Below are 20,887 nucleotides of genomic sequence, written 5' to 3' on the forward strand. Positions count from 1 at the left end.
ACCGCCCGGCACCCGTGTTTCACGTGAAACAAAGCAGGAACGAAATCTACCGCGCGTCGGCCTCCTGCCCCACGGCCTCGCAGGCGAACGGAGACGGCGGCGCCTCGACGCCGCGCCAGCGGCCGTAGGCCCAGGGGCGGTACCACACCGCCCGCGCGGGCACGCGCTCCGGGACGAGGTCGATGCCGTAGGTGCCGAACGGCCCGCAGCGGCAGATCCGGGCGAAGCCCATCCAGCCGCCGGGCCAGAGCCCGTGCCGGGCGATGGCCGTGTCGGTGTACTCGGAGCAGCTCGGCCAGTGGCGGCACTGGCGCCCGATCAGGCCCGACAGCGTCAGCTGGTAGCCGCGGATCGCCCAGTGGGCGGCGCGCCGGACCATCCCGTCAGGCGGCCTGCCGCTTGGCGGCGATCTGGTCGAGGGCGTCCACCACCGCGTCGAAGGTCAGGAGCGTCGAGGCGTGGCGCGCCTTGAAGTCCCGCACCGGCTCGAGCACCGCGAGGTCCGACCACGCGCCGCCGGGCGCCGGGCCGTTCTCCTTGAGCATCGACCGCATGGCCGCGCGGACGCCGCGCAGCTCGTCCGCGCTGGCGCCGACCACGTGCCGGCCCATCAGCGACGAGGAGGCCTGTCCCAGGGCGCAGGCCCGAACCTCCTGGGCGAAATCCGCGACCCGGCCGTCCTCGCCCAGGACGAGGTCGACCGTCACGGTCGAGCCGCACAGGCGCGAATGGGCCGTGGCACTCGCGTCCGGGTTCTCGAGCCGGCCGAGCCGGGGGATGTCGGCGGCGAGTTCCAGGATACGGCGGTTGTAGATGTCGTCGAGCATCGGGTCCTCGGCCGGAGGCACACTTCCCATCGGGACTCTGCCGCGTGCATCGCGCATTGCGCGTTACCCCGCGAACGATGATATAGGCGCCATACGGCCGCTTCGCGAGGAGGCGGGCCGTCGACCAGGGTCGCGCCAACGGCCACGGTGGTTCCCACGGCCTTTCGTCCATCCCGGGGCGCCGGCTTGAAACCTTTTCGAGCCCGGGATCTTCCCTCGAACGCCCGACGCGATCCGACGATGTACGCCAAGCCCGACAGCACCCCGATGAAATCCCGCATCGCGCGGGCCGGAGATGCCATGGATGCCGCGCTCAAATCCTTGTCCTACCAGGGTGACGGCCAGGGTTTCGACCGGAACGGGGGCGACGGGCAAGGGCTGAACGGCATGCGCAATGACAATCGGCCGGTGGATGAGGGCCGTCCCGTCGAGGTGGCGCCCGAGCCGGCCTCCGCGACCCGCGTCCCGGACGGGATCGAGACCGGCCGCCCGAGCCGCGCCGAGGCCGAGGCCGCCGTGCGCACCCTCCTGCGCTGGGCCGGCGACGACCCGACCCGCGAGGGCCTGCTCGACACCCCGGCCCGGGTCACCAAGGCCTACGAGCAGTTGTTCGGCGGCTACGCGGTCGACGCCGAGAAGCTGCTGGAGCGCGTGTTCGAGGAGGTGGAGGGCTACTCGGACATCGTGCTGGTGCGCGACATCCCGTTCCACTCCCACTGCGAGCACCACATGGTGCCGTTCATGGGCCTTGCCCACATCGCCTATTACCCGACCCGGGGCGTGGTCGGCCTGTCGAAGCTCGCCCGCGTGGTCGACACCTTCGCCCGCCGCCTGCAGACGCAGGAGACCATGACCGCCCAGATCGCCGACGTGATCGAGAGCATCCTCAAGCCCCGCGGCGTCGCCGTGATGGTCGAGGCCGAGCATCTCTGCATGGCGATGCGCGGCGTCCAGAAGGCCGGCGTCTCGACCATCACCAGCCAGTTCCGCGGTGTCTTCAAGGACAACGCTAACGAGCAGGTCCGCTTCCTGACCCTGGTGCGCGGCGGCGCCAAGTAGCCCCGGGCGACGCCTCGACCATGACCGCGCGCGACACCGCCTTCGCTCCCCCCGGCACCCGGGCCGAGATCGAGGAGGGCACGGCCCTCACGCCCCGGTTCGACCGCGACGGCCTCGTCGCCTGCATCGCGGTGGACGCGCGGGACGGGCAGGTGCTGATGCTCGCCCACATGAACGCCGAGTCGCTGGCGCGCACCCTCGAGACCGGCGAGGCGTGGTACTGGTCGCGCTCGCGCCGGGAGCTCTGGCACAAGGGCGCGACCAGCGGCCAGATCCAGCGCGTCGTCGAGATGCGGGTCGACTGCGACCAGGACGCCCTGCTGATCCGCGTCGAGGTCGGCGGCGACGGCGGCTGCTGCCACACCGGCCGGCGCGACTGCTTCTACCGCAGCGTCGTCCGGGAGGCGGACGGCCGGGTCGTCCTGAAAGCCGCCGGGCGATGAGCCGCCCTCTTGCCACGCGGTGGCAAGACGAGTCCGCCGACCCGCATTTCCCGCCCGGAACCGTCGAGCCGGTCCGCGCGCCGCCGAGCCCCGGCCCGCAGGTCGGGCTCGCCCTCGGGGGCGGCTCGGCACGGGGCTGGGCGCATATCGGGGTGATCCGCGCCCTGGAGGAAGGCGGCATCACGCCGACCGTGGTGGCCGGCTGCTCCATCGGCGCCGTGGTCGGCGCCTGCTACGCGGCCGGGCGCCTCGACCGGCTCGAGGCCTTCGCCCGGGCGCTGACCCGGCGTCGGGTGGTGGGGCTCATCGACCCCCGCCTGCCGGGCTCAGGCCTGATCGCCGGCAACCGCCTGCGCCAGCGCCTCGCCGCGGATCTCGGCGAGCGCCGCATCGAGACGCTGCCGATCCGCTTCGGCTGCGTCGCCACCGAGTACGGGACCGGCCACGAGGTCAGCCTGACCGAGGGTCCGGCGGTGGACGCGGTGCGCGCCTCCTACGCGATCCCCGGTCTGTTCCCGCCGGTGGCCCATGACGGCCGCGTGCTGATGGACGGGACCCTGGTCAACCCGGTGCCGGTGGGCCTCGCCCGGGCGCTCGGGGCCGACCTCGTCATCTGCGTGAACCTCAACGGCGACACCGGCGGACCGGTGGTGCGCGAGGCGCCGCACCCGGCCCCGCCGCGCCGGGGCTTCCTGCAGGTCGTGCGCGGGCGCCTGCCGGGCTTCGACCGACCCGAGCCCGAGATCGCCGTGCCGGGCATCGCGCGAGTGGTGCTCGACGCGTTCAACACCACCCAGGACCGGATCTCGCGGGCGCGGCTGGAGCGCGACCCGCCGGACGTGGCCATCGGCCCGGATCTGGCGGCCTTCGGGCTGTTCGACTTCCACCGGGCCGCGGAGGGCATCGCCCTCGGGCACCGCGCCGCCCGCGCCGCCCTGCCCCGGATCCGGGCCGTGCTGGAGGGCGCGGCCGCGCGCGCCTGAGGGATCCGGGCGCGCTCCGTCCGGAGGGGGCCGTCATCCGGCTGTCGTGGCCGCCTGCGATGGGCGCCCGTGCATGCTGGAGGACCTCCAATGTATACGAGTCGCCGTCAGATCCTGCTGTCCGGAGGCGCCGGCCTCGTCGGGCTGGCCACGGGCCTCGGACGGCCCGGCCTGAGCCGCGCCGCCGACCGGCCGCTCCTGACCCACGGCCTCCAGTCGGGCGACGTCGGCACCGACTCGGCGGTGGTCTGGGCCCGGTCCGACCGGCCGGCCCGGGCGATCGTCGAGTGGGCGACCACCGAGAGCTTCGCCGACATCCGCGGCGGCGTCTTCGCCGACGCCCTGCCGGAGACCGACGGCACCGTGAAGGTGACACTGACCGGGCTGCCGGCCGGCCAGGACGTGTTCTACCGTGTCCGCCTGGAGGACGTCGCCGCGCCGACCATCGTCGGGCCGGCCCAGGTCGGGCGGTTCCGGACCGCGCCGGCGGACCGGCGCTCGGTCTCGTTCTGCTGGTCGGGCGACACGGCGGGCCAGGGCTGGGGCATCGACGAGGCCCGCGGCGGCATGACGATCTACTCCGCCATCCTGAAGAACCGACCGGACTTCTTCATCCATTCCGGCGACACGATCTACGCCGACGGGCCGATCCAGTCCGAGGTGAAGCTCCCCGACGGCAGCCTGTGGTGCAATCGGGTGACCGAGGAGGTGGCCAAGCCGGCCGAGACGCTCGCGGAGTTCCGGGGCCGGCACAAGTACAACCTCACCGACCGGAACGTCCTGGCGATGAACGCCGCCGTGCCGATCCTGGCCCAGTGGGACGACCACGAGGTCACCAACAACTGGTGGCCGGGGGAGCCGCTGACCCGGGCCGAGCACCTGAAGAAGAAGTACGCCGACCCGAACGTGCTGGCGCTGCAGCTGCGGGCGGCCAAGGCCTTCCACGAGTACATGCCGATGCGCTTCGAGCCGTCGGAGCCCGGCCGGGTCTACCGCAAGATCGGCTACGGCCCGCTGGTCGACGTGTTCATGCTCGACATGCGCTCCTACCGGGGCCCGAACGGCGAGAACCGGCAGACGGAATACGGGCCCGAGTCCTACTTCCTCGGGCCGCAGCAGATCGCGTGGCTGAAGCGGGCGCTGCTCGAGTCCCGCGCGACCTGGAAGGTGATCGCCGCCGACATGCCGCTCGGCCTCGTGGTGACCTACGACACCGACCGCAATTTCGGCTCGGAGGCGGTGGCGCAGGGCGACGGACCGCCGCTGGGGCGCGAGCTGGAGATCGCCGACCTGCTGCGCTTCATCAAGAGCGCAGGGATCCGCAACACGGTCTGGCTCACGGCCGACGTGCACTACACGGCCGCCCACTACTACGACCCCGACAAGGCGCAGTTCCAGGATTTCGAGCCGTTCTGGGAGTTCGTCTCCGGGCCGCTGCACGCCGGCACCTTCGGGCCGAACGCGCTGGACAACACCTTCGGGCCGCAGCTGCGCTACGTGAAGGCGCCCGACAAGGGCCAGGTGAACCTGTCGCCGGCCGCCGGCTACCAGTTCTTCGGCCACGTGGCGGTGGACGGCGCCACCGAGCAGATGACGGTGACCCTCAAGGACGCGGCCGACACCGACCTCTGGCACGTCACGCTTGATCCCGTGAAGGCGTGAGGCGGACCGCGGGCGGTACGGGCTCGCGATGTCGGCCTGCTCGCCCGTCGACGAAGGGGCGCGGGTCCCCTCTCCCGCACGGGAGAGGGAGCGCGTCGCGCCCCGGCGGCCTGTCCTGAACCGGCGAGGCCCGGGGGCGGAGGGCGAGAGAAACGCGCGGTGCCGGCGCCCCTACGCCATCGTGATGTAGTCGCGCAGGGCCTGGTGCTCGGCCTCGACGGTGGCGATCTTGCGCGCCACCACGTCGCCGATCGAGACCAGGCCGATCAGCCGCCCGTCCTCGCAGACCGGTACGTGGCGGAAGCGCCCGTCGGTCATGAGGGTCATGACCTCCTCGATCGTGGTGGTCCGGCCGCAGGTGGTGACCGCGGTGGTCATGTGGGCCGAGACCGGCGCGTCGAAGGCCGAGCCCCCGTGCCGGGCGAGCGCCCGCATGATGTCCCGCTCGGAGATGATGCCCGCCACCGTCCCGTCGGCCTGGGCGACCACGAGGGCGCCGATCCGCTTGTCGGCGAGGATCTGGATCACCTCATCGAGGGTCTTGTCGGGGCCCACGGTGACGACGGAGCTGCCCTTCTCGGCGAGGATGCGTGCGACGGTCATGGCTCTCTCCCTGTGTGACGCGGCCGGTGCGCCGTCAGCCCGCGGCGCCCTGATGGCGTTCTCGGCCGGGTTGGCCCGGCTCGTTCACATTGTGGCGAGTGTGTGATCGATCCGGCCGGATGGCAAGGTGCCGGGCGTCGATGGCAGGGACTCAGTGCCGGCGCGGCTCTCGGGGATCCACCAGGGGGAACAGGAAGAAGCCCGCGATGAAGCCGCCGAGATGGGCGTCCCAGGCGATGGCGGCGTTCTCGCCGACGAGCGGCACGCTGACGAGGCCGAAGAGCAGGTTGGTCAGCAGCCAGATCACCAGGAACGACACCGCGGTCCGGTTGCGCAGCAGCTCCGGGATCGTCTCGGCGGGACGGGGCGGCGGCACCTGCCAGGCCGGCGCGCCGTAGCCCGAGACCGGCGGCTGGAACACGAAGCGCGCGGCGGCGGCCATCAGGGCCGAGATCCCCGCCGAGGCGCCGACCAGCGGCCCCGCGCTCAGCGGATCGATCAGGATGTGGAGAAGTCCGCCGGCCGCCGTGCCGGCCAGCGCGAGCACGCACCAGCGCACGGCGCCGCAGCGGCGCGCCACCGGGGCGCCGAAGGCCGCGAGCCAGACGCTGTTGAAGATCACGTGCATCCACGAGCCGTGCAGCAGCCCGTAGGTGACGAGCGTCCAGGGCTGGAGGGCGTGCTCGCCCACGATGTAGCGGGCGAAGGCCTCGCGGGCCGCCTCCAGGCCGGGATCGCCCGGATCGGCGGCGGCGCGGATCACCTCGGAGGCCCGGCCGGGATCGAACCAGAGGGTCCAGCGCGCCGGGACCAGCGCGAGGTCGAGGACGAGGCGGATGTCCCAGGTGTCCGGCAGCAGGAACTCGCGCACCGCCTGGATCGCCAGGAGCAGCCCGATCGACGCGGTGACGATGCCCGGCATGTTGAACACGGGCACGCGGCTCTGCCGCGGGAAATCGGGGGAGGCGTCCATCGGCGCACCATGTCGGGGCGCGGCGCGATCGGGCAAGCCCCGGCGACGTATTGAAGCTCGCAAATACCGGTCGGATCGCGGTCCGTATCGCGCACCGCCCCGTCTTCAGTCCGGATCCGTCCCGGACGGCCGCGGCGCGCCCGGCGGGGTGCGACGATTGTGTCGCCGGCCACGACGCGCTACCCCCCGCCCCGCGCGGCGCCGGCGGGACCGGCGGCGCGCGGGTGCGGGAGCCGGCACGGCCCGTGCGCCCGGACGCGGTGAACGCCCGGATCGGCCGGTCACACCCCCGCGGATGTGCCAGAATGATCCGGGGATGAACCACAGGCGTTGAGAATCGGGACACCGATGAAGCATCCCACCAGCCGCATGCTCCACGCCTACTGGGAGCGCCTGCGCGGAGAACGGGCCGCGCCGGAACGCGCCGAGATCGAGCCGGGCGAGATCCGGCACCTCCTCGCCGACAGCCTGATCCTGGAACTCGACATGCCGAGCCGCTCCGCGAGCATCCGGCTCGCGGGGACCCGGGTCTGCGCCCTGTACGGCCGCGAGCTGAAGGGCGAGCCCTTCGCCAAGCTGTGGGGCTCCCGGGCGACGGATCCCTGGCGGATCGTCGAGATCGTGGCCAGCGACACGCTGGGCGTCGTCGCGGGCCTGCGCGGCACCAACGCGGCCGGCGAGGCGGCGGATCTCGAACTCCTGCTCCTGCCCCTGCGCCACCGCGGCCGGACGCAGGTCCGCGCCCTCGGCACCCTGAGCCTCGACGGCGCGCCGCACTGGCTCGGCCTGCGCCCGCTGGTGGAGGCGGAGACCACCTCCCTGCGCATCCTGCCCAGCCGCCGGACCGAGCCGGTCCCGCCCGCCCGTACCGCCGTGCGCACGAGCGCGGGCTACCCCGGGCCGGTGCGCCACGGCCACCTCCTCGTCCACGCCGGCGGGCGCGCCTGAGAACCGTATTCGTCCAAGGTTACGCCCGGTCCGGGACGGCCAGTTCGATCGAATCGGCGCGTGCACCCGAGGAAAGCTTCGGCGCACAAGTCGATCGCGCACGACGCGGCAGGGCTCGACAATGGATGTTTCTACAAGGCCGATCGATCCCGAAGCAGGAAAAAAGGGTTTCGTAACTGTCCGTGCCTAGTCTGCACCGGCCATTCTCCGGCGCAGGACCAATCTCGGAATGATCGCGGTCGAGGCCACCGCTGGAACTGATCTGCGCGGCCTCGCCGCCGAGCCGGCGCGCGGTGCCGCCGACCAGCGCCGCCACCAGCGCGTGCGGGTCGCCGTGCTCGGCCGCTACATGCTGGCCGATCGCCGGGAATATCCCTGCCAGACCGTGGACATGTCGCCGGGCGGCGTGCGGCTGACCTGCGCGGTCAAGGGCGCGGTCGGCGAGCGCGTGGTGCTCTACCTGGAGCATATCGGCCGCATCGAGGGCGTCGTCGCGCGCACCTGCCCGGACGGGTTCGCGGTCCAGCTCAACGCCACGTCGCGCAAGCGGGACAAGCTCGCCTCCCAGCTCACCTGGCTGGCGAACCGGGAGATGCTGGGGCTGCCGGAGGGACGCTCGCACGAGCGCCTCGTGCCGACCAACACGGCGGTGGTCCTGCGCGTCGAGGGCGGTCGCGAGATCCGGGCGCGCCTCATCGACATCTCAATGTCGGGCGTGGCGATCTCCTGCCCGGTGCCGCTGCCCCTCGGCGCCGCCGTCACGGTGGGCAGCACGCCGGGCCGGCTGGTGCGCTACTTCGAGGGCGGCTTCGGCGTGCAGTTCCTGCTGCCGCTCTCCCCCGACCGCTTCCACGCCGGGATGACGCTCTGACGGGCGTGCGGCCGGATCGGCCGGCGGTCAGATCTTCTTGGCGAGCTGCGCGGCGACCTCGTCGGCCGGCCGGGTCAGGTCGAGGGCGCCGAGGAAGCGGTTCTGCGCGTCCATGATGTACACCAGGGCGGTGTGCTCCATCGTGTAGTCGCCGTCCTTGGCGGGCACCTTGCGGGCATAGGCCCGGTACGCCTTCTCGGTGGCGGTGACCTGCTCGGGCGTGCCGGTGAGGCCGGTGATGCGCGGGTCGAAGCTCGACAGGTAGGTCTTGAGGCTCGCCGGATCGTCCCGCTCGGGATCCACCGTGACGAAGGCGACCCGCATCGTCTTGCCCTTCGACCCCAGGGCGGCGAGCACGTCGGAGATCTGCTGCAGGGTGGTCGGGCAGACGTCCGGGCAGTGGGTGAAGCCGAAGAACACGAGGTGCGTCGCGCCGGCGAAGTCGCGCTCGGTGACGGTGCGCCCGTCCTGGTTCACCAGCGTGAACGGGCCGCCGACGCTCGGCACGCCCACCGGTGCCTTGTCGGGCAGGAACGCGAACACCGCCGCCCCGGTCAGGCCGATGAGGCCGAGGCAGAAGGCGAGGAGCGGGACGAGGGCGCGGCGCATGGGACGGGTTCCGACCTCCGGGGAGGCCGGCACAGCACACAACGGCGCGCGGAGGCAAGCCGGCGCGGTGCCGCCGGCCGACCGATCGGCGCCGCGCCGGCGCGACCGCTACGGCTTCGAGGCCGGCTCCCCCGCGGGGCTCGCCGGGGCGGCGCCCTTCGGCGGCTCCTTGCCGAGATAGACGTATTCCGGCGCCGCCCGGAGCTGGTCCTTGGTCGTGTCGATCCGCGCCTGGAGGGTCTTGCCGTCGGTGCGGTCGAGCTTGAGCACGGACGGGTCGACCGCGACGTATTTCGAGCCGATCCCCAGGAAGCCGCCGACCCCGATGATCCAGGCCTTCACGGCCCCCTTCTGGTCGAGGACGAAGTCGGCGATCTGCCCGATGGTCTCGTTGGCGCCGTTGACGACGCTGGAGCCGATCAGCTTGCTGGCGACCATGTCGTCGGGGGCCTGGGCCACGAAGGTCGGGCGCAGGCTGTCGGCCATGGTGGCGGGCTGGCCGGGGACCGGGGTCGCGGCGGCGCCGCCGTCCGGCTTGGCGCCGTCCGATCTGGCGCCGTCGGTCTGCGCCGAAGCGGTGGCGAGGCCGGCCAGCAGGAGGGCCGAGGCGAGGAGCGGGGTGCGCATCGGAGCAGGTCTTTCAGACGGGGGCCGCACAGGGGGGTCGCGCCGCCTCAAGGTTCTGGCGGGGCTTAAGTTCCGCGCGGTCTCGGCCCCGGCGGGGGCCGGCCCGGCGGTTTGCCGGCTGCGCGTCGGCGCCGGGGGCCTTTGACGGCGGGGCCTTCCGCCCCGCACAAGGCCGGCGCCATGCTCCGCCTCGCCCTCTACCAGCCCGATATCCCGCAGAACACCGGCACGATGCTGCGCATGGCCGCCTGCCTCGGGCTGGCGGTGGAGATCGTGGAACCCGCGGGCTTCGACGTCTCGGACCGCCACCTGCGCCGCTCGGGCCTGGACTACCTCGACCACGTGGCGATCACCCGGCACCGCTCCTTCGCGGCCTTCGCGGCGTGGCGGGCCGAGGCCGGGATCCGGCTCGTCCTCGCCACCACGGCGGGCGCCGTGCCCTACACGGACTTCGCCTTCCGCCCGGACGATTGCCTGATGGTCGGGCGCGAATCCGCCGGCGTGCCCGAGGCGGTGCACGCGGCCGCCGACGCCCGGATCGTGGTGCCGATCCGGGCGGGCCTGCGCTCGCTCAATGTCGCGGTCGCGGCCGCGATGATCGCCGGCGAGGCCCTGCGGCAGGTGTCCGGGACGGCCCGACCAGATCTCTAGGATCGTGACGCCTCTCGGGTCGGCCGCCGTCTTCGCGAGCGGAGCGAAGCGATCCAGGCAGCGCCACGCTCGGCCGATGTCCCGCTGCACTGGGTTGCTTCGCCGCGCTCGCGAGGACGGGATCGGCAACGGATCGCGTCCGGCTCGCTTGGTACAACGGGACTCATCCTCACCCCGCGAGACGCGCCGCCGCATGGACGACACCGCCTTCACGCCCTCCCGGCGCCACGCCGATCTGGGCCCCGCCTTCTTCGATCCGGTGACGCCGGCCCGGTTCCCGCGGACGATCCTGCGCTACCGCAACCAGACTTGGGCGAAGCGGGTCGGACTGGGCGGCCTGTCCGAGGCGGCGTGGATCGCCCATTTCGGCCGGTTCGAGCCCCTGCCGGGCAGCTTCGAGACGCCGCTGGCCCTGCGCTACCACGGCCATCAGTTCCGCGCCTACAATCCGGACCTCGGCGACGGGCGCGGCTTCCTGTTCGCGCAGCTGCACGACCGCCTGGACGGGCGCCTCCTCGACCTCGGCACCAAGGGCAGCGGCACGACGCCCTGGTCGCGCGGCGCCGACGGGCGGCTCACCCTCAAGGGCGGCGTGCGCGAGGTGCTGGCCACCGCCCTCCTGGAGGCGCAGGGCGTCTACACCTCGAAGAGCTTCAGCCTGATCGAGACCGGCGAGGACCTCGTGCGCGGCGACGAGCCCTCGCCGGCACGCGCCTCGGTGCTGGTGCGCCTGTCCCACGGCCACATCCGCATCGGCAGCTTCCAGCGCTTCCTGGCGCTCGGCGAGCCGGACAACATCGCCCGGCTCCTCGACCACACGATCGCGACCCACCGGCCGGAGCTCTGGCGCGACGGCGTTGAGGATCGCGCCGTCGGCTTGCTGGAGGACGTGGTCGCCCGGGTCGCCCGGATGGGCGCGCAGTGGGCGGCGGCCGGCTTCGTCCACGGGGTCCTCAACAGCGACAACATCAACGTCACCGGTGAGAGCTTCGATTACGGGCCCTGGCGCTTCCTGCCGCATTACGATCCGGACTTCACGGCCGCCTACTTCGACGAGACCGGGCTCTACAGCTTCGGCCGCCAGCCGGAGGCCCTGTTCTGGAACCTCGCCCGGCTCGCCGACTGCCTGCTGGTGCTGGCCCCCCAGGCGCGCTTGGAAACGGCGCTCTCCGGATTCGGGCCGGCCCTGCAGGAGGCGTTCGCCGAGGCCCTGTTCCGCCGGCTCGGCCTCGCCCCGGCGCCGCGGCCGGAGACCGACCGGCTGGTCTCGGCGGTCTGGCGGTTCCTCGCGGAGACGCGGGCGCCCTTCGAGCGGTTCTTCTTCGACTGGTACGGCGGCCTCGCGAGCGCGACCCGCGCGCAGGCCGGGCCGTCCGCCGGCCACTACGCGCACGAGGCCTTCGCGCCGGTGCGGGCCGCGCTGGAGCCGCTCGCGCCCGCCCCGGGCGCGCGGCTCGACCATCCCTACTTCGCGGAGGCGCCCTGCACGCTCCTGATCGACGAAGTGGAGGCGTTGTGGGCGCCGATCGCCGCGGCGGATGACTGGTCCCTGTTCGAGGCCAAGCTCGCGGGAGTGGCCCGGATGGCCGAGGCCTGCGGGACGGCGCCCGCCTCGGCCTGAGCGGCCTCCTCCTCGGCGAGCCGTCGGCGCTCCTCGGCGTAGCCCCCCGCGATGGCGAGATCGACCAGGCGCCGGGTCAGCCGGAAGGCCAGCCAGAACAGGGCGAGGCAGAGAAGCGTCGCGGCGGCGGCCTTGAGCGGGTCCACGGGGTTCCTCCGGTGATGTCTCCTCGGGCGGAACGGCCCTCTTAGTGCCGAGGCGGGCCGCGGGGCAATTGGACTTCGTGCCGAGATCGAGCCCGCGGCGCGTCGTCCCGGGCTCGCCGCGCGGCGCCGGACCGGATACCCGGCCGGAACATGCTATGGCGGCCGGCAGCCGGATCCCGATATCCGGCGCTGAAGATCCCTCGATCAGGCGGATACCCGTGCGCGAGACCTTCCACATCGAAGTCCTCGGACCGGAGCCGGACGAGATCCAGACGCGGATCTCCGTGCGGGTCGGCAGCCTGGAGAGCGCGCAGGAGCGGGCCCTGCGGCTGTTCGCCCGCGCCCGGGTGCCGCAGCGCTCGGGCGAGCCGGCCGAGGCGGTCCGGGTGATCGACGGCGCCGGCCGCGAGGTGTTCTATCGGACGCGCTTCGACGCGGGGGATTGAGGCGCGAGGACACCGCCGATGCGCACAGCCCTGATCCTGCCGGTCCTCGTCCTCGCGGCCTGCGCGCTGTTCCTGCGCAGCTACACCCTGCCGCCGGCCCCGGACCGCCGGGGCGGGACCACGCTCCTGCTGACCTGGCCGAACCGCCCGGCCTTCGGCAGCCCCCGGGCCGACTGCCTCGCCGGGCCGCCCGACGAGCCGGTCCTGCCCTGCCTCATCGCCTCCGTCGCCCGGGCGCGGGACGACGGGTACACGCTGCTGCAGCTGCCGTTCTGCGCGACCTGCTACGACCTGTCCGGGCGGATCGCCGTCACGGGCCGCGACGCGGCGGCGACGCGGGCGCGGCTGGAGCAGATCGCCCGCTTCGGATGGTGACACGCGCCCGGGCAACGCGCTCCCGGGCCCGCTCCAGGGTCCGGGCCACCGGGAACAGCGGATCGCGGCCCGCCTCCACCAGCAGATGGGCGATCGGCCGGCGCGCGGTCCAGAAGGTGGTGCCGAGGGCGAAGTCCGGCGGCGCGCAGGAATCGATCCGGTCGATCGGCCAGTCGCCCCCGGCCACCGCCTCGGTCAGCCGGTGGACGAGCTGGACGCCCGGCGCGGTCTCCGGCCGCGTCTCGTCGTTGGCGATCTTCAGCACCCAGGCCTCCCGGCCGGTGACCGGCAGGATCAGGGAGGCCAGGAGCCGGTCGCCCCGGCGCAGGCGCGCGATCCGCACGCCGTCCGCGGCCCCGCGATCGGCCCCGCGATCGGCCCCGAGATCGGCACTGAGATCGGCACTGAGATCGGCCAGGGCGGCGCGCAGGAAGGCGATCTCCGCCGGCCGCTGCGCCAGGCTCGTGCCGGCCTGACCCTTCCAGCCGGCGGCCTCCAGGGCGACGTGGGCGTCGAGGGCGGGGCCGAGGGATTCGGGCGCGGCGAGGATCTCGAAGGTCACGGGCCCCGCCGCCTCCAGGCGCGCGCGGGCGCGGCGGAGCTTGCGGCGGCGCTGCCCGGAGAGGTGCCCGAGATAGGAGGCCCGCGCCTCCGGCCCGCGGCCGGTCAGGTCGAGCAGGCCGCGGTCGTGCGGCCAGTACGCGGCGCGGCGCCCGCCACACGCCGTCAGGAGTTCAGGCAGGGGGCCGTCGGCCGGAGCGTTCGGCAGGAGGAGACGCGGCGGCAGGCCGAGGGCGCCCGGCGCGGCGAGCAGCCCCGCCAGGGCGGCCTCCGGGGCGGCGCCGTCGAGGAGCGGCGCCCCGAACGGGGCGTAGCCGTGGGTCCAGCCCACGAGCAGCGGCAGCGGCACGCCCCAGCGGCGGCGCGACGGCCGGAACGGCCAGGCGGCGAGGAGCCGGGCCCCGGGCGCCTCGGGGGGCCGATCGGCGACGAGGAGGAGCCGGACGCCCGCCCCGAAGGCGTCGCGGGCCGCCAGGGCGTAGCCCGCCTCGTAGAACGGGTTGCGCATCAGGCTCGCCCGACCCAGGGCCCGCCAGGCCGGGACCCAGGGCGCCGCCCCGTCGAGGGGCCGGACCGCCGCCACGAGCCCGCCGGGAAGCGCGGCCGTGTCCGATGGGGTGTCCGACGCGGGGCCTGCCATCGCGGGACCGTCAGGCCGCGAGACGGTGACGGATCGCGCCGGCGAAGCCGAGCACGTCGTAGCGCCACGCCGTCACCCCGGCGGCGGCGGTGAGCAGGACGAGGCGCAGGGCCTGTCCCGGCGGCATCAGCCCGCCGGGGACCAGGGCGATGCCGGCATTCACCGCGCCGCAGGCCAGCGCGATCCCGGCGATGCCGGCCATGTCGGCGAGCGGCAGCGGCATCGTCGTGCCGGTCCGGCGGGCGCCGAGCACCAGCACGAGGCAGGCCGCGCTCTGGCCGCCCGCGAAGGCGAGGGCCGCCCCGGCGGCGCCGAAGCGCGGGATCAGCAGGAGCGACAGCGCGGCGACGGTGGCGAGGGTCGCGAACGCGGCGGCCGCCTCCAGGCCGCTGGAGCGGGCGAAGTAGATCACCTGCCCGAAATAGTAGGCGCGGAACATCATCAGGATGCTCGCCAGGATCAGCACCGGGGCGAGCTCCCGCGCCTCGGCCCGGTAGTCGGGCCCGAGCAGCACCGCCACGACCAGATCGTCGAAGCACAGGAAGAACACGGCCCCGAAGGCCGCGATCAGCGTCATGGCCCGTGCGGCGTCGCGCAGCACCCCGGAGGCCGCCGCCATCCCGCCCACCCGCGCCTCGCGCTTGGCGATCGAGATCAGCGACAGGGCGATCGCCTCGCCGAACACGATGAAGCTCTGCTTCAGGAAGTCGGCCAGGGCGCCGTAGGCGCCGAGCCCCGCCGGCCCCACCGTCTTGGCGATGATCAGCCGGTCGAGGCTCTGGGCGAGCGCCGCAGTCCCGAAGGACAGCACCAGCGGCCAGCCGTAGGCGAACAGCCGCAGCGCCTCCGCGCGGCTGCCGCGGCCGGGCATCATCGGGGCGATCGTGGCCGCAGCCGGCAGGGAGGCCAGGGCGTTCGCGGCCGCCACCGCGAAGGCGAGGTGCAGGGGATCCTGCGAGAGGTGCAGCGCCAGGCTGCCGAGGGCCAGGATCAGGACGGCGCGGCTCATCACCGAGGCTGCCACCGCCCCGGCCCGCAGGCGGGTGCGGGCGATCTCGGTGGAGCCCTCGAACAGGGTGGTCCCGAAGGCCAGCGCCAGGATCGCGGCCGCCATCCGCGCCGGCATCAGGCCGAGGGCGGCGGCGAGCGCGCTGCCGAGCCCGGCGAGGAGCAAGGTGCCGCCCAGGATCCGCACCACGGTGCCGACCTGCGCGGGCTCGCGCGCCTCGTCGTAGAGGGCGAAGAACGCGAATTTCGGCCACTGGCAGGTCGCCCCGTAGAGCACCAGCGCCCAGGACAGGACGTACAGGTAGGTGCCGTAGCTCTCCACCGGCGCGAGCCGCGTGAACACCGCCACCGAGGCCATGTTCAGGGCGGCCGCGAAGCCCCGCGAGCCGACATAGATCAGGCTGTGCCGGGCGATCATGTCCTAGAACCGGTCAGACGCACCACGACCTCGCACCACGCTGGGACAGACCGGCCCGTGGCGGGAGGTAACGCAGGGACGGCGCGCATGACAGCCCGGGCTTCGCAGGCGGCGTGCCGCCGGCCCCGGCCCTCAGCCCTCGCCCCGCGGGCGGATCAGCGACGTGCCTGTCATCTCGGCCGGCTGGTCCAGTCCCATCAGGTCGAGGAGCGTCGGCGCCACGTCGGCCAGCCGTCCGTCGGCCAGGGTCACGCCGTCGACGCCGACGAGCGCGGCGGGCACCGGGTTGAGGGTGTGGGCGGTGTGCGGCTCGCCGGTCTCGGGATCGCGCATCATCTCGCAATTGCCGTGGTCGGCGGTCACCAGCAGCGCCCCGCCCTGGGCCGTCACCGCCTCGACGACGCGGCCGAGGCAGGTGTCGACGGTCTCCACCGCCTTCACGGCGGCCGCGAGGCTGCCGGTGTGGCCGACCATGTCAGGGTTGGCGAAGTTCAGGATGATGAGGTCGTAGCGCCCGGAGCCGATCGCCTCCACGGCGCGGTCGGTGAGTTCGGGCGCCGACATCTCCGGCTGCAGATCGTAGGTCGCGACCTTCGGCGAGGGCACGAGGATCGCGTCCTGCCCCGCGAAGGGCTCCTCGCGGCCGCCGTTCATGAAGTAGGTGACGTGCGGGTACTTCTCGGTCTCGGCCATGCGCAGCTGCGCGCGCCCGGCCCGGGCCACGGTCTCGCCGAGGCCGTTGGGCAGGTCGAGGGCCCCGAACAGGGTCTCGGCGAAGGCGTCGATCTCGACGCTGTACTGGACGATCCCCAGGGCGGCGGCGAACCGGACCGTGCGCGCGCGCTCGAAGCCCGCGAAGGCCGGGTCGAGCAGCGCCTCCAGGATCTGCCGGGTCCGGTCGGCGCGGAAGTTGAAGCTCAGGATGCCGTCGCCGTCCCGCATGCCGGCGTAGTCGCCGATGATCGCGGGCCGCATGAACTCGTCGGACACGTCCTGCGCGTAGGACGCGGCGACCGCCTGCCCGGCCCGCTCGAACCGGGTCCCGCGCGCCTCCGTGAGGGCGTCGTAGGCCGTCTGGACCCGCTCCCAGCGCCGGTCGCGGTCCATGCCGAAGTAGCGGCCGCACAGCGTCGCGATGCGGGCGCCCTTCGGGAGGGCGGCCGCGACGTCGGCGATGCAGGTGGCGGCCGAGCGGGGCGGCATGTCGCGCCCGTCGGTGAAGCCGTGGAGCCGGACCGGGATGCCGGCCGTCGTCAGCGCGCGCGCCAGCGCGACGGCATGGTCCTGGTGCGCGTGGACGCCGCCGGGCGAGAGCAGGCCGACGAGGTGGCAGGTCCCCCCCGACGCGCGCAGCGCCTCGATGAACCGGACTAGGGCCGGGTTCCGGGCGAGGGAGCCGTCGGCGACCGCCGCGTCGATCCGCGGCAGGTCCTGCAGGACGACGCGGCCCGCGCCGATGTTGAGGTGGCCGACCTCGGAATTGCCCATCTGCCCCTTGGGCAGGCCGACATCGGCGCCGAAGGTCGTCAGCCGCGACCGGGGGCGCTCCCGCATCAGACCGTCGAAGACCGGCGTCCTGGCCTGGTGGACGGCGTTGTCGGCCACCGCGTCCCGCAGACCCCAGCCGTCGAGGATCACGAGCATCACGGGACGCGGGGTACTGTCGGGCACGGGCACAACTCTCCTGGGCTGCCGCGCGCGGCGCGCGGCCGGTCTCCGGGCCCTGACGCGGCCGGATCGTTGCGCGTGTCGATAATCGCCTTGGTCGCGCGAGACCACCGCCCCGAAGGGCCAATGGGCGACGGATGCGAGAGAGCGTCGGGCTTCTGACATGCCCCGGCCGCGCTCCGCACATGGTGGGGCGCGGCTGGCGGGACGCGGCCGGAAAGGCGCGGCCGACGGGGACTCAGGCGGTCAGTTGACGCGCGCCGCGTCGGATCCCGGCGGGAGGCCGAGCAGGCGGCGCTTCCTTCGCAGGGCGGCCCGGAGCAGCGTCCGCCGGTAGCCCGGATAGGACAGGAACCCCGCCGCCCAGGACAGGTGCATGGTCACGGCCGCCGGGCCGCTCATGACCAGGACGGGTTCCCGCGCCTTCAGCGCGAGGGCGAGGCCGCTCAGGACACAGCCCCCGGCATAGAGCAGCAGCGGGATCAGCAGGGCGGGCATCAGGGCCGCCAGCGGCAGGGCCGCGACGGCGTAGAGCAGGACCAGGGCCGGCAGGATCTGGCGGGCGCGCGGCAGGCTGGCGTGCTTCTCGAGGGTCCGCGCGCAGCCGCGCCCGTAGTGGAGGTACTGCCGGGCGAGGCTGCGGAGGCAGGCGCGCGGGAAGTACGTGATGGCGAGCTCGGCGGCCAGGTAGATCCGCCCGCCCGCCGCGCAGAGCCGCCGGTCGAGTTCGGCATCCTCGTTGTGGGTGAAGGTCTCGTCGTAGCCACCGACCCGCAGGAACTCGCGCCGGTCGAAGGCCGCGTGGTGGCCGTGGGCGACGTAGCCCGAGATGCCGCCCTGCCGGTGGGCCGAGCCGCCGTTGCCGAGGCGGCTGTTCTGCGCCGCCGCGATCGCCCTCTGCAGCGGCGTGACCCCGACGGTCCGGAGCGGCACGACCACAGAGACGGCCTGGCGCAGGCGCATCGTGCCGACGAGGTTCTGCACGAATCCCTTCGGATAGACGGCGTGGCAATCGGCGCGGACAAGGTAGGCGGAGGCGGGATGCGCGAGTCGCGCGGCGAGGTTGATCGCCGCCGCCTGGATGCGGCGCTCGTTGTGGACGAGCCGGATGCGGGGGTCGCGGGCGCTCAGGGCGGCGACGATCGCGCAGGTGTCGTCGCGACTGCCGCCGTCCAGCACCAGCAGCTCGCAGGCGATGGCGTCCCGGTCGGGCAGCACCGACGCGATGGCGTCGGCGATGTGCGCGGCCTCGTTCAGGGCCGGCATGGCGATCGTCACGAGCGGAGCGCCGGCGGCGCTCACGGGGTCCTGCATGGCGGTTCTCCCGAAACCTGGTCCCGGTCGCCGGCCGATGAGGGCCGGTCGTCCCGGACGGGGACCGACGCCGCGTGCGGCGCGCCCCCGAGGTCTCATTTGTCGTGATTGGCTACGATTACGGTCGTTGATCACAACCACCACTTCAGTCGGCCGGACCGATACGACGAAAGGTGTAATTCGGACCGCCGCACCGCGATGATAGCCCGTTCCGGCGGGACGACCGGGCGGCACGACTTCCGATTCGCACCGGGTCCCCGAGCTCGACCACGGGCTCAGAGCGTCATGCGGGACCGCCTCGAATGATGAAATCTTTGGATGCGCTTGCCCTCGGCACGCCGGAACGCGGGCCGACCGAACAGCGGACCGACCCGTCGACGCTGCGGGTGACCGAGATCGCGCCCGACGACCGGATCGTCGCCTTCGACGCGGTCGGCCTCTGGCAGTATCGCGACCTGCTGCGCGTCCTGATCCTGCGGGACCTGAAGGTGCTCTACCGGCAGACCGCCATGGGCGCCTCCTGGGCGATCGCGCAGCCGCTCTTCACCGTCCTGATCTTCACGGTGATCTTCGGCCACTTCGCCAAGATCCCCACCGACGGCGCCCCCTACGCACTCTTCGCCGGCAGCGCGGTCGTCCTGTGGACGTACTTCTCCGAGGCGGTGCGGCGCAGCGCCAACGGCCTCGTGGCGGAGGCCGAGCTGATCCGGAAGATCTACTTCCCGCGGCTGGTCATCCCGCTGGCGACGGTGGTGTCGCCGATGGTCGACTTCGCCATCGCGCTCGGCGTGCTGCTGGCCCTGATGGCCTGGTACGGGGCGGTGCCGGACTGGCACCTCGTGCTGGCCGTCCCGACCCTGATCGTGACGGCGATGCTCGCCCTCGGGGTGAGCCTCTGGCTCGGGCCGATCAACGTCCGCTTCCGGGACATCAAGCACACGCTGCCGTTCGTGATCCAGATCTGGATGTACGCCTCGCCGATCGTCTACGCGTCGAGCATCGTGCCCGCCTCGGTGCGCTGGATCTACGCGCTCAACCCGATGGTCGGCCTGATCGAGGCGTTCCGGTTCGCCATCCTGGGCGGCACGCCGCCCGACGCCTTCGCGGTCGCCGTCTCGGTCACGGCCGCCTTCGCCCTGCTCATCAGCGGACTGATCTTCTTCCAGCGCATGGAGCGCTCCTTCGCGGATGTAATCTGATGTCGATGGCAATCAGCGTTCAGGATATCGGCAAGCAGTACTGGCGCGCCCCCCGCGCCGCGCACCAGAACTCGCTGCGCGACGCGCTCAGCGAGGGCGTCCGCGGCCTGGTGACCCGCCGCGCGGCGGCGCGCCCGTCGCAGGAGAGCTTCTGGGCGCTGAAGGAGGTCAGCTTCGGCATCCGGCACGGCGAGAATGTCGGCATCATCGGCCTCAACGGCGCCGGCAAGAGCACGCTCCTCAAGCTCCTGTCGCGGATCGCCGCGCCGACCACCGGCCGGATCCGCCTCGAGGGCCGGGTCGGGGCCCTGCTCGAGGTCGGCACCGGTTTCCACCGGGAGCTGACCGGCCGCGAGAACATCTTCCTCTACGGCTCGATCCTCGGGATGGACCGTCGGGAGATCGCCGCGAAGTTCGACGCGATCGTCGCCTTCTCGGAGATCGGCGACTTCATCGACATGCCGGTGAAGCGCTACTCCAGCGGCATGTATGTCCGGCTGGCCTTCTCGGTCGCCGCGCATCTCGAACCCGACATCCTGCTCCTCGACGAGGTGCTGGCGGTGGGCGACTACACCTTCCAGCGCAAGTGCATGGACTTCGCCCGGCGCCTCCAGGGCAAGGGTTCGACGATCCTGCTGGTCTCGCACAACATGTTCAGCATCAAGACCATGTGCGAGCGCGTGATCTACATCAAGGGCGGCCGCGTCGCCTATGACGGCCCCACCGACGAGGGCCTGACCCACTACGAGCGGGACAGCTACCTCGCCGACACCGCGTGGTTCCGCCCCGACACCGGCGACCTGCCGGTCCGGATCAGCGACGTGACGATCGCCGACGAATCCGGCGCGCCGCGGACGCTGTTCCGCCACGGCGAGCGGATGCGGATCCGGGCCCGCTACAGCGCCGCCGAGCCGATCGCCGACCCGCACGTCCTGTTCTCGATCACCCGGTCCGACGAGCTGCTCTGCTGCAATTTCAGCACCCAGGCGGACGGCGCCGGCCTGACCGCCCTCGCGGGCGAGGGCGAGGTGGAGCTGCTGACGCCGCCGCTGACCCTGACCGCCGACACCTACACGGTCTCGATGGTGGTCCGGCAGCGCGGCTTCGAGCGGCTCCTCGCGGCCAAGATCGGCGGCCGCTTCCATATCGAGCACCCCGTCTTCGCGCCGGACGTCTTCGGCGTGTTCCACGAGGCGGGGACCTGGACAACGAACGGCGCCGCGTCGCAGCGCTGA

General features: G+C 73.1%; 22 protein-coding genes. 12 read left to right on the forward strand and 10 right to left on the reverse strand.

The features are described from left to right. Positions 1–46 precede the first annotated feature (46 nt). Together yidD and H288_RS0103250 are read right to left on the reverse strand one after the other, a co-directional pair. A complete protein-coding gene (yidD, locus tag H288_RS0103245) occupies positions 47–379 on the reverse strand; it encodes a membrane protein insertion efficiency factor YidD (protein ID WP_020091159.1) in 333 nt (110 codons plus the stop codon). Between the two features lie 4 nt (positions 380–383). Then, the gene (locus H288_RS0103250) at positions 384–827 is read right to left on the reverse strand and encodes an iron-sulfur cluster assembly scaffold protein (protein ID WP_020091160.1); all 444 of its coding nucleotides are present in this window, start codon (positions 825–827) and stop codon (positions 384–386) included. 240 nt (positions 828–1,067) lie between these two features. Between H288_RS0103250 and folE the strand changes: the two genes are divergently transcribed. The 4 genes from folE to H288_RS0103270 all read left to right on the forward strand — a co-directional run bounded on the left by folE (position 1,068) and on the right by H288_RS0103270 (position 4,974). Further along, complete coding sequence (gene folE, locus H288_RS0103255) at positions 1,068–1,886, forward strand: GTP cyclohydrolase I FolE (RefSeq protein ID WP_020091161.1); 819 nt, start codon at positions 1,068–1,070, stop codon at positions 1,884–1,886. Between the two features lie 20 nt (positions 1,887–1,906). After that, positions 1,907–2,329 (forward strand): phosphoribosyl-AMP cyclohydrolase, encoded by a 423-nt coding sequence (hisI, locus tag H288_RS0103260; RefSeq protein ID WP_020091162.1) that lies wholly within the window; start codon positions 1,907–1,909, stop codon positions 2,327–2,329. Beyond that, entirely contained in the window at positions 2,326–3,312 is a 987-nt protein-coding gene (locus H288_RS0103265) for a patatin-like phospholipase family protein (protein WP_020091163.1), read from the forward strand. Before hisI ends, H288_RS0103265 begins: the two co-directional genes overlap by 4 nt. Positions 3,313–3,402: 90 nt before the next feature. Next, entirely contained in the window at positions 3,403–4,974 is a 1,572-nt protein-coding gene (locus H288_RS0103270) for an alkaline phosphatase D family protein (RefSeq protein WP_020091164.1), read from the forward strand. A gap of 171 nt (positions 4,975–5,145) precedes the next feature. Here H288_RS0103270 and H288_RS0103275 read toward each other — a convergent pair whose 3' ends face one another. Together H288_RS0103275 and H288_RS0103285 are read right to left on the reverse strand one after the other, a co-directional pair. Next, positions 5,146–5,577 carry a CBS domain-containing protein gene (locus H288_RS0103275; RefSeq protein WP_020091165.1) on the reverse strand — a complete coding sequence of 144 codons (432 nt, stop codon included), beginning with the start codon at positions 5,575–5,577 and terminating at the stop codon, positions 5,146–5,148. 151 nt (positions 5,578–5,728) lie between these two features. Further along, complete coding sequence (locus tag H288_RS0103285; RefSeq protein ID WP_020091167.1) at positions 5,729–6,550, reverse strand: rhomboid family intramembrane serine protease; 822 nt, start codon at positions 6,548–6,550, stop codon at positions 5,729–5,731. Between the two features lie 348 nt (positions 6,551–6,898). Between H288_RS0103285 and H288_RS0103290 the strand changes: the two genes are divergently transcribed. Both H288_RS0103290 and H288_RS0103295 read left to right on the forward strand, forming a co-directional pair. Next, positions 6,899–7,498 (forward strand): PAS domain-containing protein, encoded by a 600-nt coding sequence (locus tag H288_RS0103290; RefSeq protein ID WP_020091168.1) that lies wholly within the window; start codon positions 6,899–6,901, stop codon positions 7,496–7,498. A 229-nt stretch (positions 7,499–7,727) separates the two neighbouring features. Further along, positions 7,728–8,369, forward strand: a complete 642-nt coding sequence (locus H288_RS0103295) for a PilZ domain-containing protein (RefSeq protein WP_020091169.1) — start codon at positions 7,728–7,730, stop codon at positions 8,367–8,369. A gap of 27 nt (positions 8,370–8,396) precedes the next feature. Here H288_RS0103295 and H288_RS0103300 read toward each other — a convergent pair whose 3' ends face one another. Beyond that, positions 8,397–8,978 carry an SCO family protein gene (locus H288_RS0103300; RefSeq protein WP_020091170.1) on the reverse strand — a complete coding sequence of 194 codons (582 nt, stop codon included), beginning with the start codon at positions 8,976–8,978 and terminating at the stop codon, positions 8,397–8,399. Between the two features lie 108 nt (positions 8,979–9,086). Next, complete coding sequence (locus H288_RS0103305) at positions 9,087–9,605, reverse strand: PRC-barrel domain-containing protein (protein ID WP_020091171.1); 519 nt, start codon at positions 9,603–9,605, stop codon at positions 9,087–9,089. Between the two features lie 180 nt (positions 9,606–9,785). Here H288_RS0103305 and H288_RS0103310 point away from each other — a divergent pair, with 180 nt between their 5' ends. The 4 genes from H288_RS0103310 to H288_RS0103325 all read left to right on the forward strand — a co-directional run bounded on the left by H288_RS0103310 (position 9,786) and on the right by H288_RS0103325 (position 12,844). Then, positions 9,786–10,256, forward strand: coding sequence for a tRNA (cytidine(34)-2'-O)-methyltransferase (locus H288_RS0103310; protein ID WP_020091172.1), 471 nt, complete (start codon positions 9,786–9,788; stop codon positions 10,254–10,256). Between the two features lie 193 nt (positions 10,257–10,449). Then, positions 10,450–11,877, forward strand: a complete 1,428-nt coding sequence (locus H288_RS0103315) for a protein adenylyltransferase SelO (protein WP_020091173.1) — start codon at positions 10,450–10,452, stop codon at positions 11,875–11,877. Between the two features lie 364 nt (positions 11,878–12,241). Then, a complete protein-coding gene (locus tag H288_RS0103320; RefSeq protein ID WP_020091174.1) occupies positions 12,242–12,469 on the forward strand; it encodes a hypothetical protein in 228 nt (75 codons plus the stop codon). A gap of 18 nt (positions 12,470–12,487) precedes the next feature. Beyond that, positions 12,488–12,844, forward strand: coding sequence for a hypothetical protein (locus tag H288_RS0103325; protein ID WP_020091175.1), 357 nt, complete (start codon positions 12,488–12,490; stop codon positions 12,842–12,844). Here the strand turns inward: H288_RS0103325 and H288_RS0103330 are convergent. The 4 genes from H288_RS0103330 to H288_RS0103345 all read right to left on the reverse strand — a co-directional run bounded on the left by H288_RS0103330 (position 12,780) and on the right by H288_RS0103345 (position 18,453). After that, positions 12,780–14,045, reverse strand: coding sequence for a GNAT family N-acetyltransferase (locus tag H288_RS0103330; protein ID WP_020091176.1), 1,266 nt, complete (start codon positions 14,043–14,045; stop codon positions 12,780–12,782). The two genes, H288_RS0103325 and H288_RS0103330, sit on opposite strands and share 65 nt — an antisense overlap. A 10-nt stretch (positions 14,046–14,055) precedes the next feature. Beyond that, positions 14,056–15,471 (reverse strand): oligosaccharide flippase family protein, encoded by a 1,416-nt coding sequence (locus H288_RS0103335; RefSeq protein ID WP_020091177.1) that lies wholly within the window; start codon positions 15,469–15,471, stop codon positions 14,056–14,058. A gap of 132 nt (positions 15,472–15,603) precedes the next feature. Next, positions 15,604–17,115: a 2,3-bisphosphoglycerate-independent phosphoglycerate mutase gene (gene gpmI / locus H288_RS0103340; RefSeq protein WP_020091178.1), complete on the reverse strand. Its 1,512-nt coding sequence runs from the start codon at positions 17,113–17,115 to the stop codon at positions 15,604–15,606. A gap of 270 nt (positions 17,116–17,385) precedes the next feature. Further along, positions 17,386–18,453 carry a glycosyltransferase family 2 protein gene (locus H288_RS0103345; RefSeq protein ID WP_020091179.1) on the reverse strand — a complete coding sequence of 356 codons (1,068 nt, stop codon included), beginning with the start codon at positions 18,451–18,453 and terminating at the stop codon, positions 17,386–17,388. Between the two features lie 305 nt (positions 18,454–18,758). On the opposite strand from H288_RS0103345, the gene H288_RS0103350 reads away from it, so the two are divergent. Further along, positions 18,759–19,652: an ABC transporter permease gene (locus H288_RS0103350; protein ID WP_234082931.1), complete on the forward strand. Its 894-nt coding sequence runs from the start codon at positions 18,759–18,761 to the stop codon at positions 19,650–19,652. Next, complete coding sequence (locus H288_RS0103355) at positions 19,652–20,887, forward strand: ABC transporter ATP-binding protein (protein ID WP_020091181.1); 1,236 nt, start codon at positions 19,652–19,654, stop codon at positions 20,885–20,887. Before H288_RS0103350 ends, H288_RS0103355 begins: the two co-directional genes overlap by 1 nt.

Source organism: Methylobacterium sp. 285MFTsu5.1 (genome assembly GCF_000383455.1).
GTDB lineage: Bacteria > Pseudomonadota > Alphaproteobacteria > Rhizobiales > Beijerinckiaceae > Methylobacterium.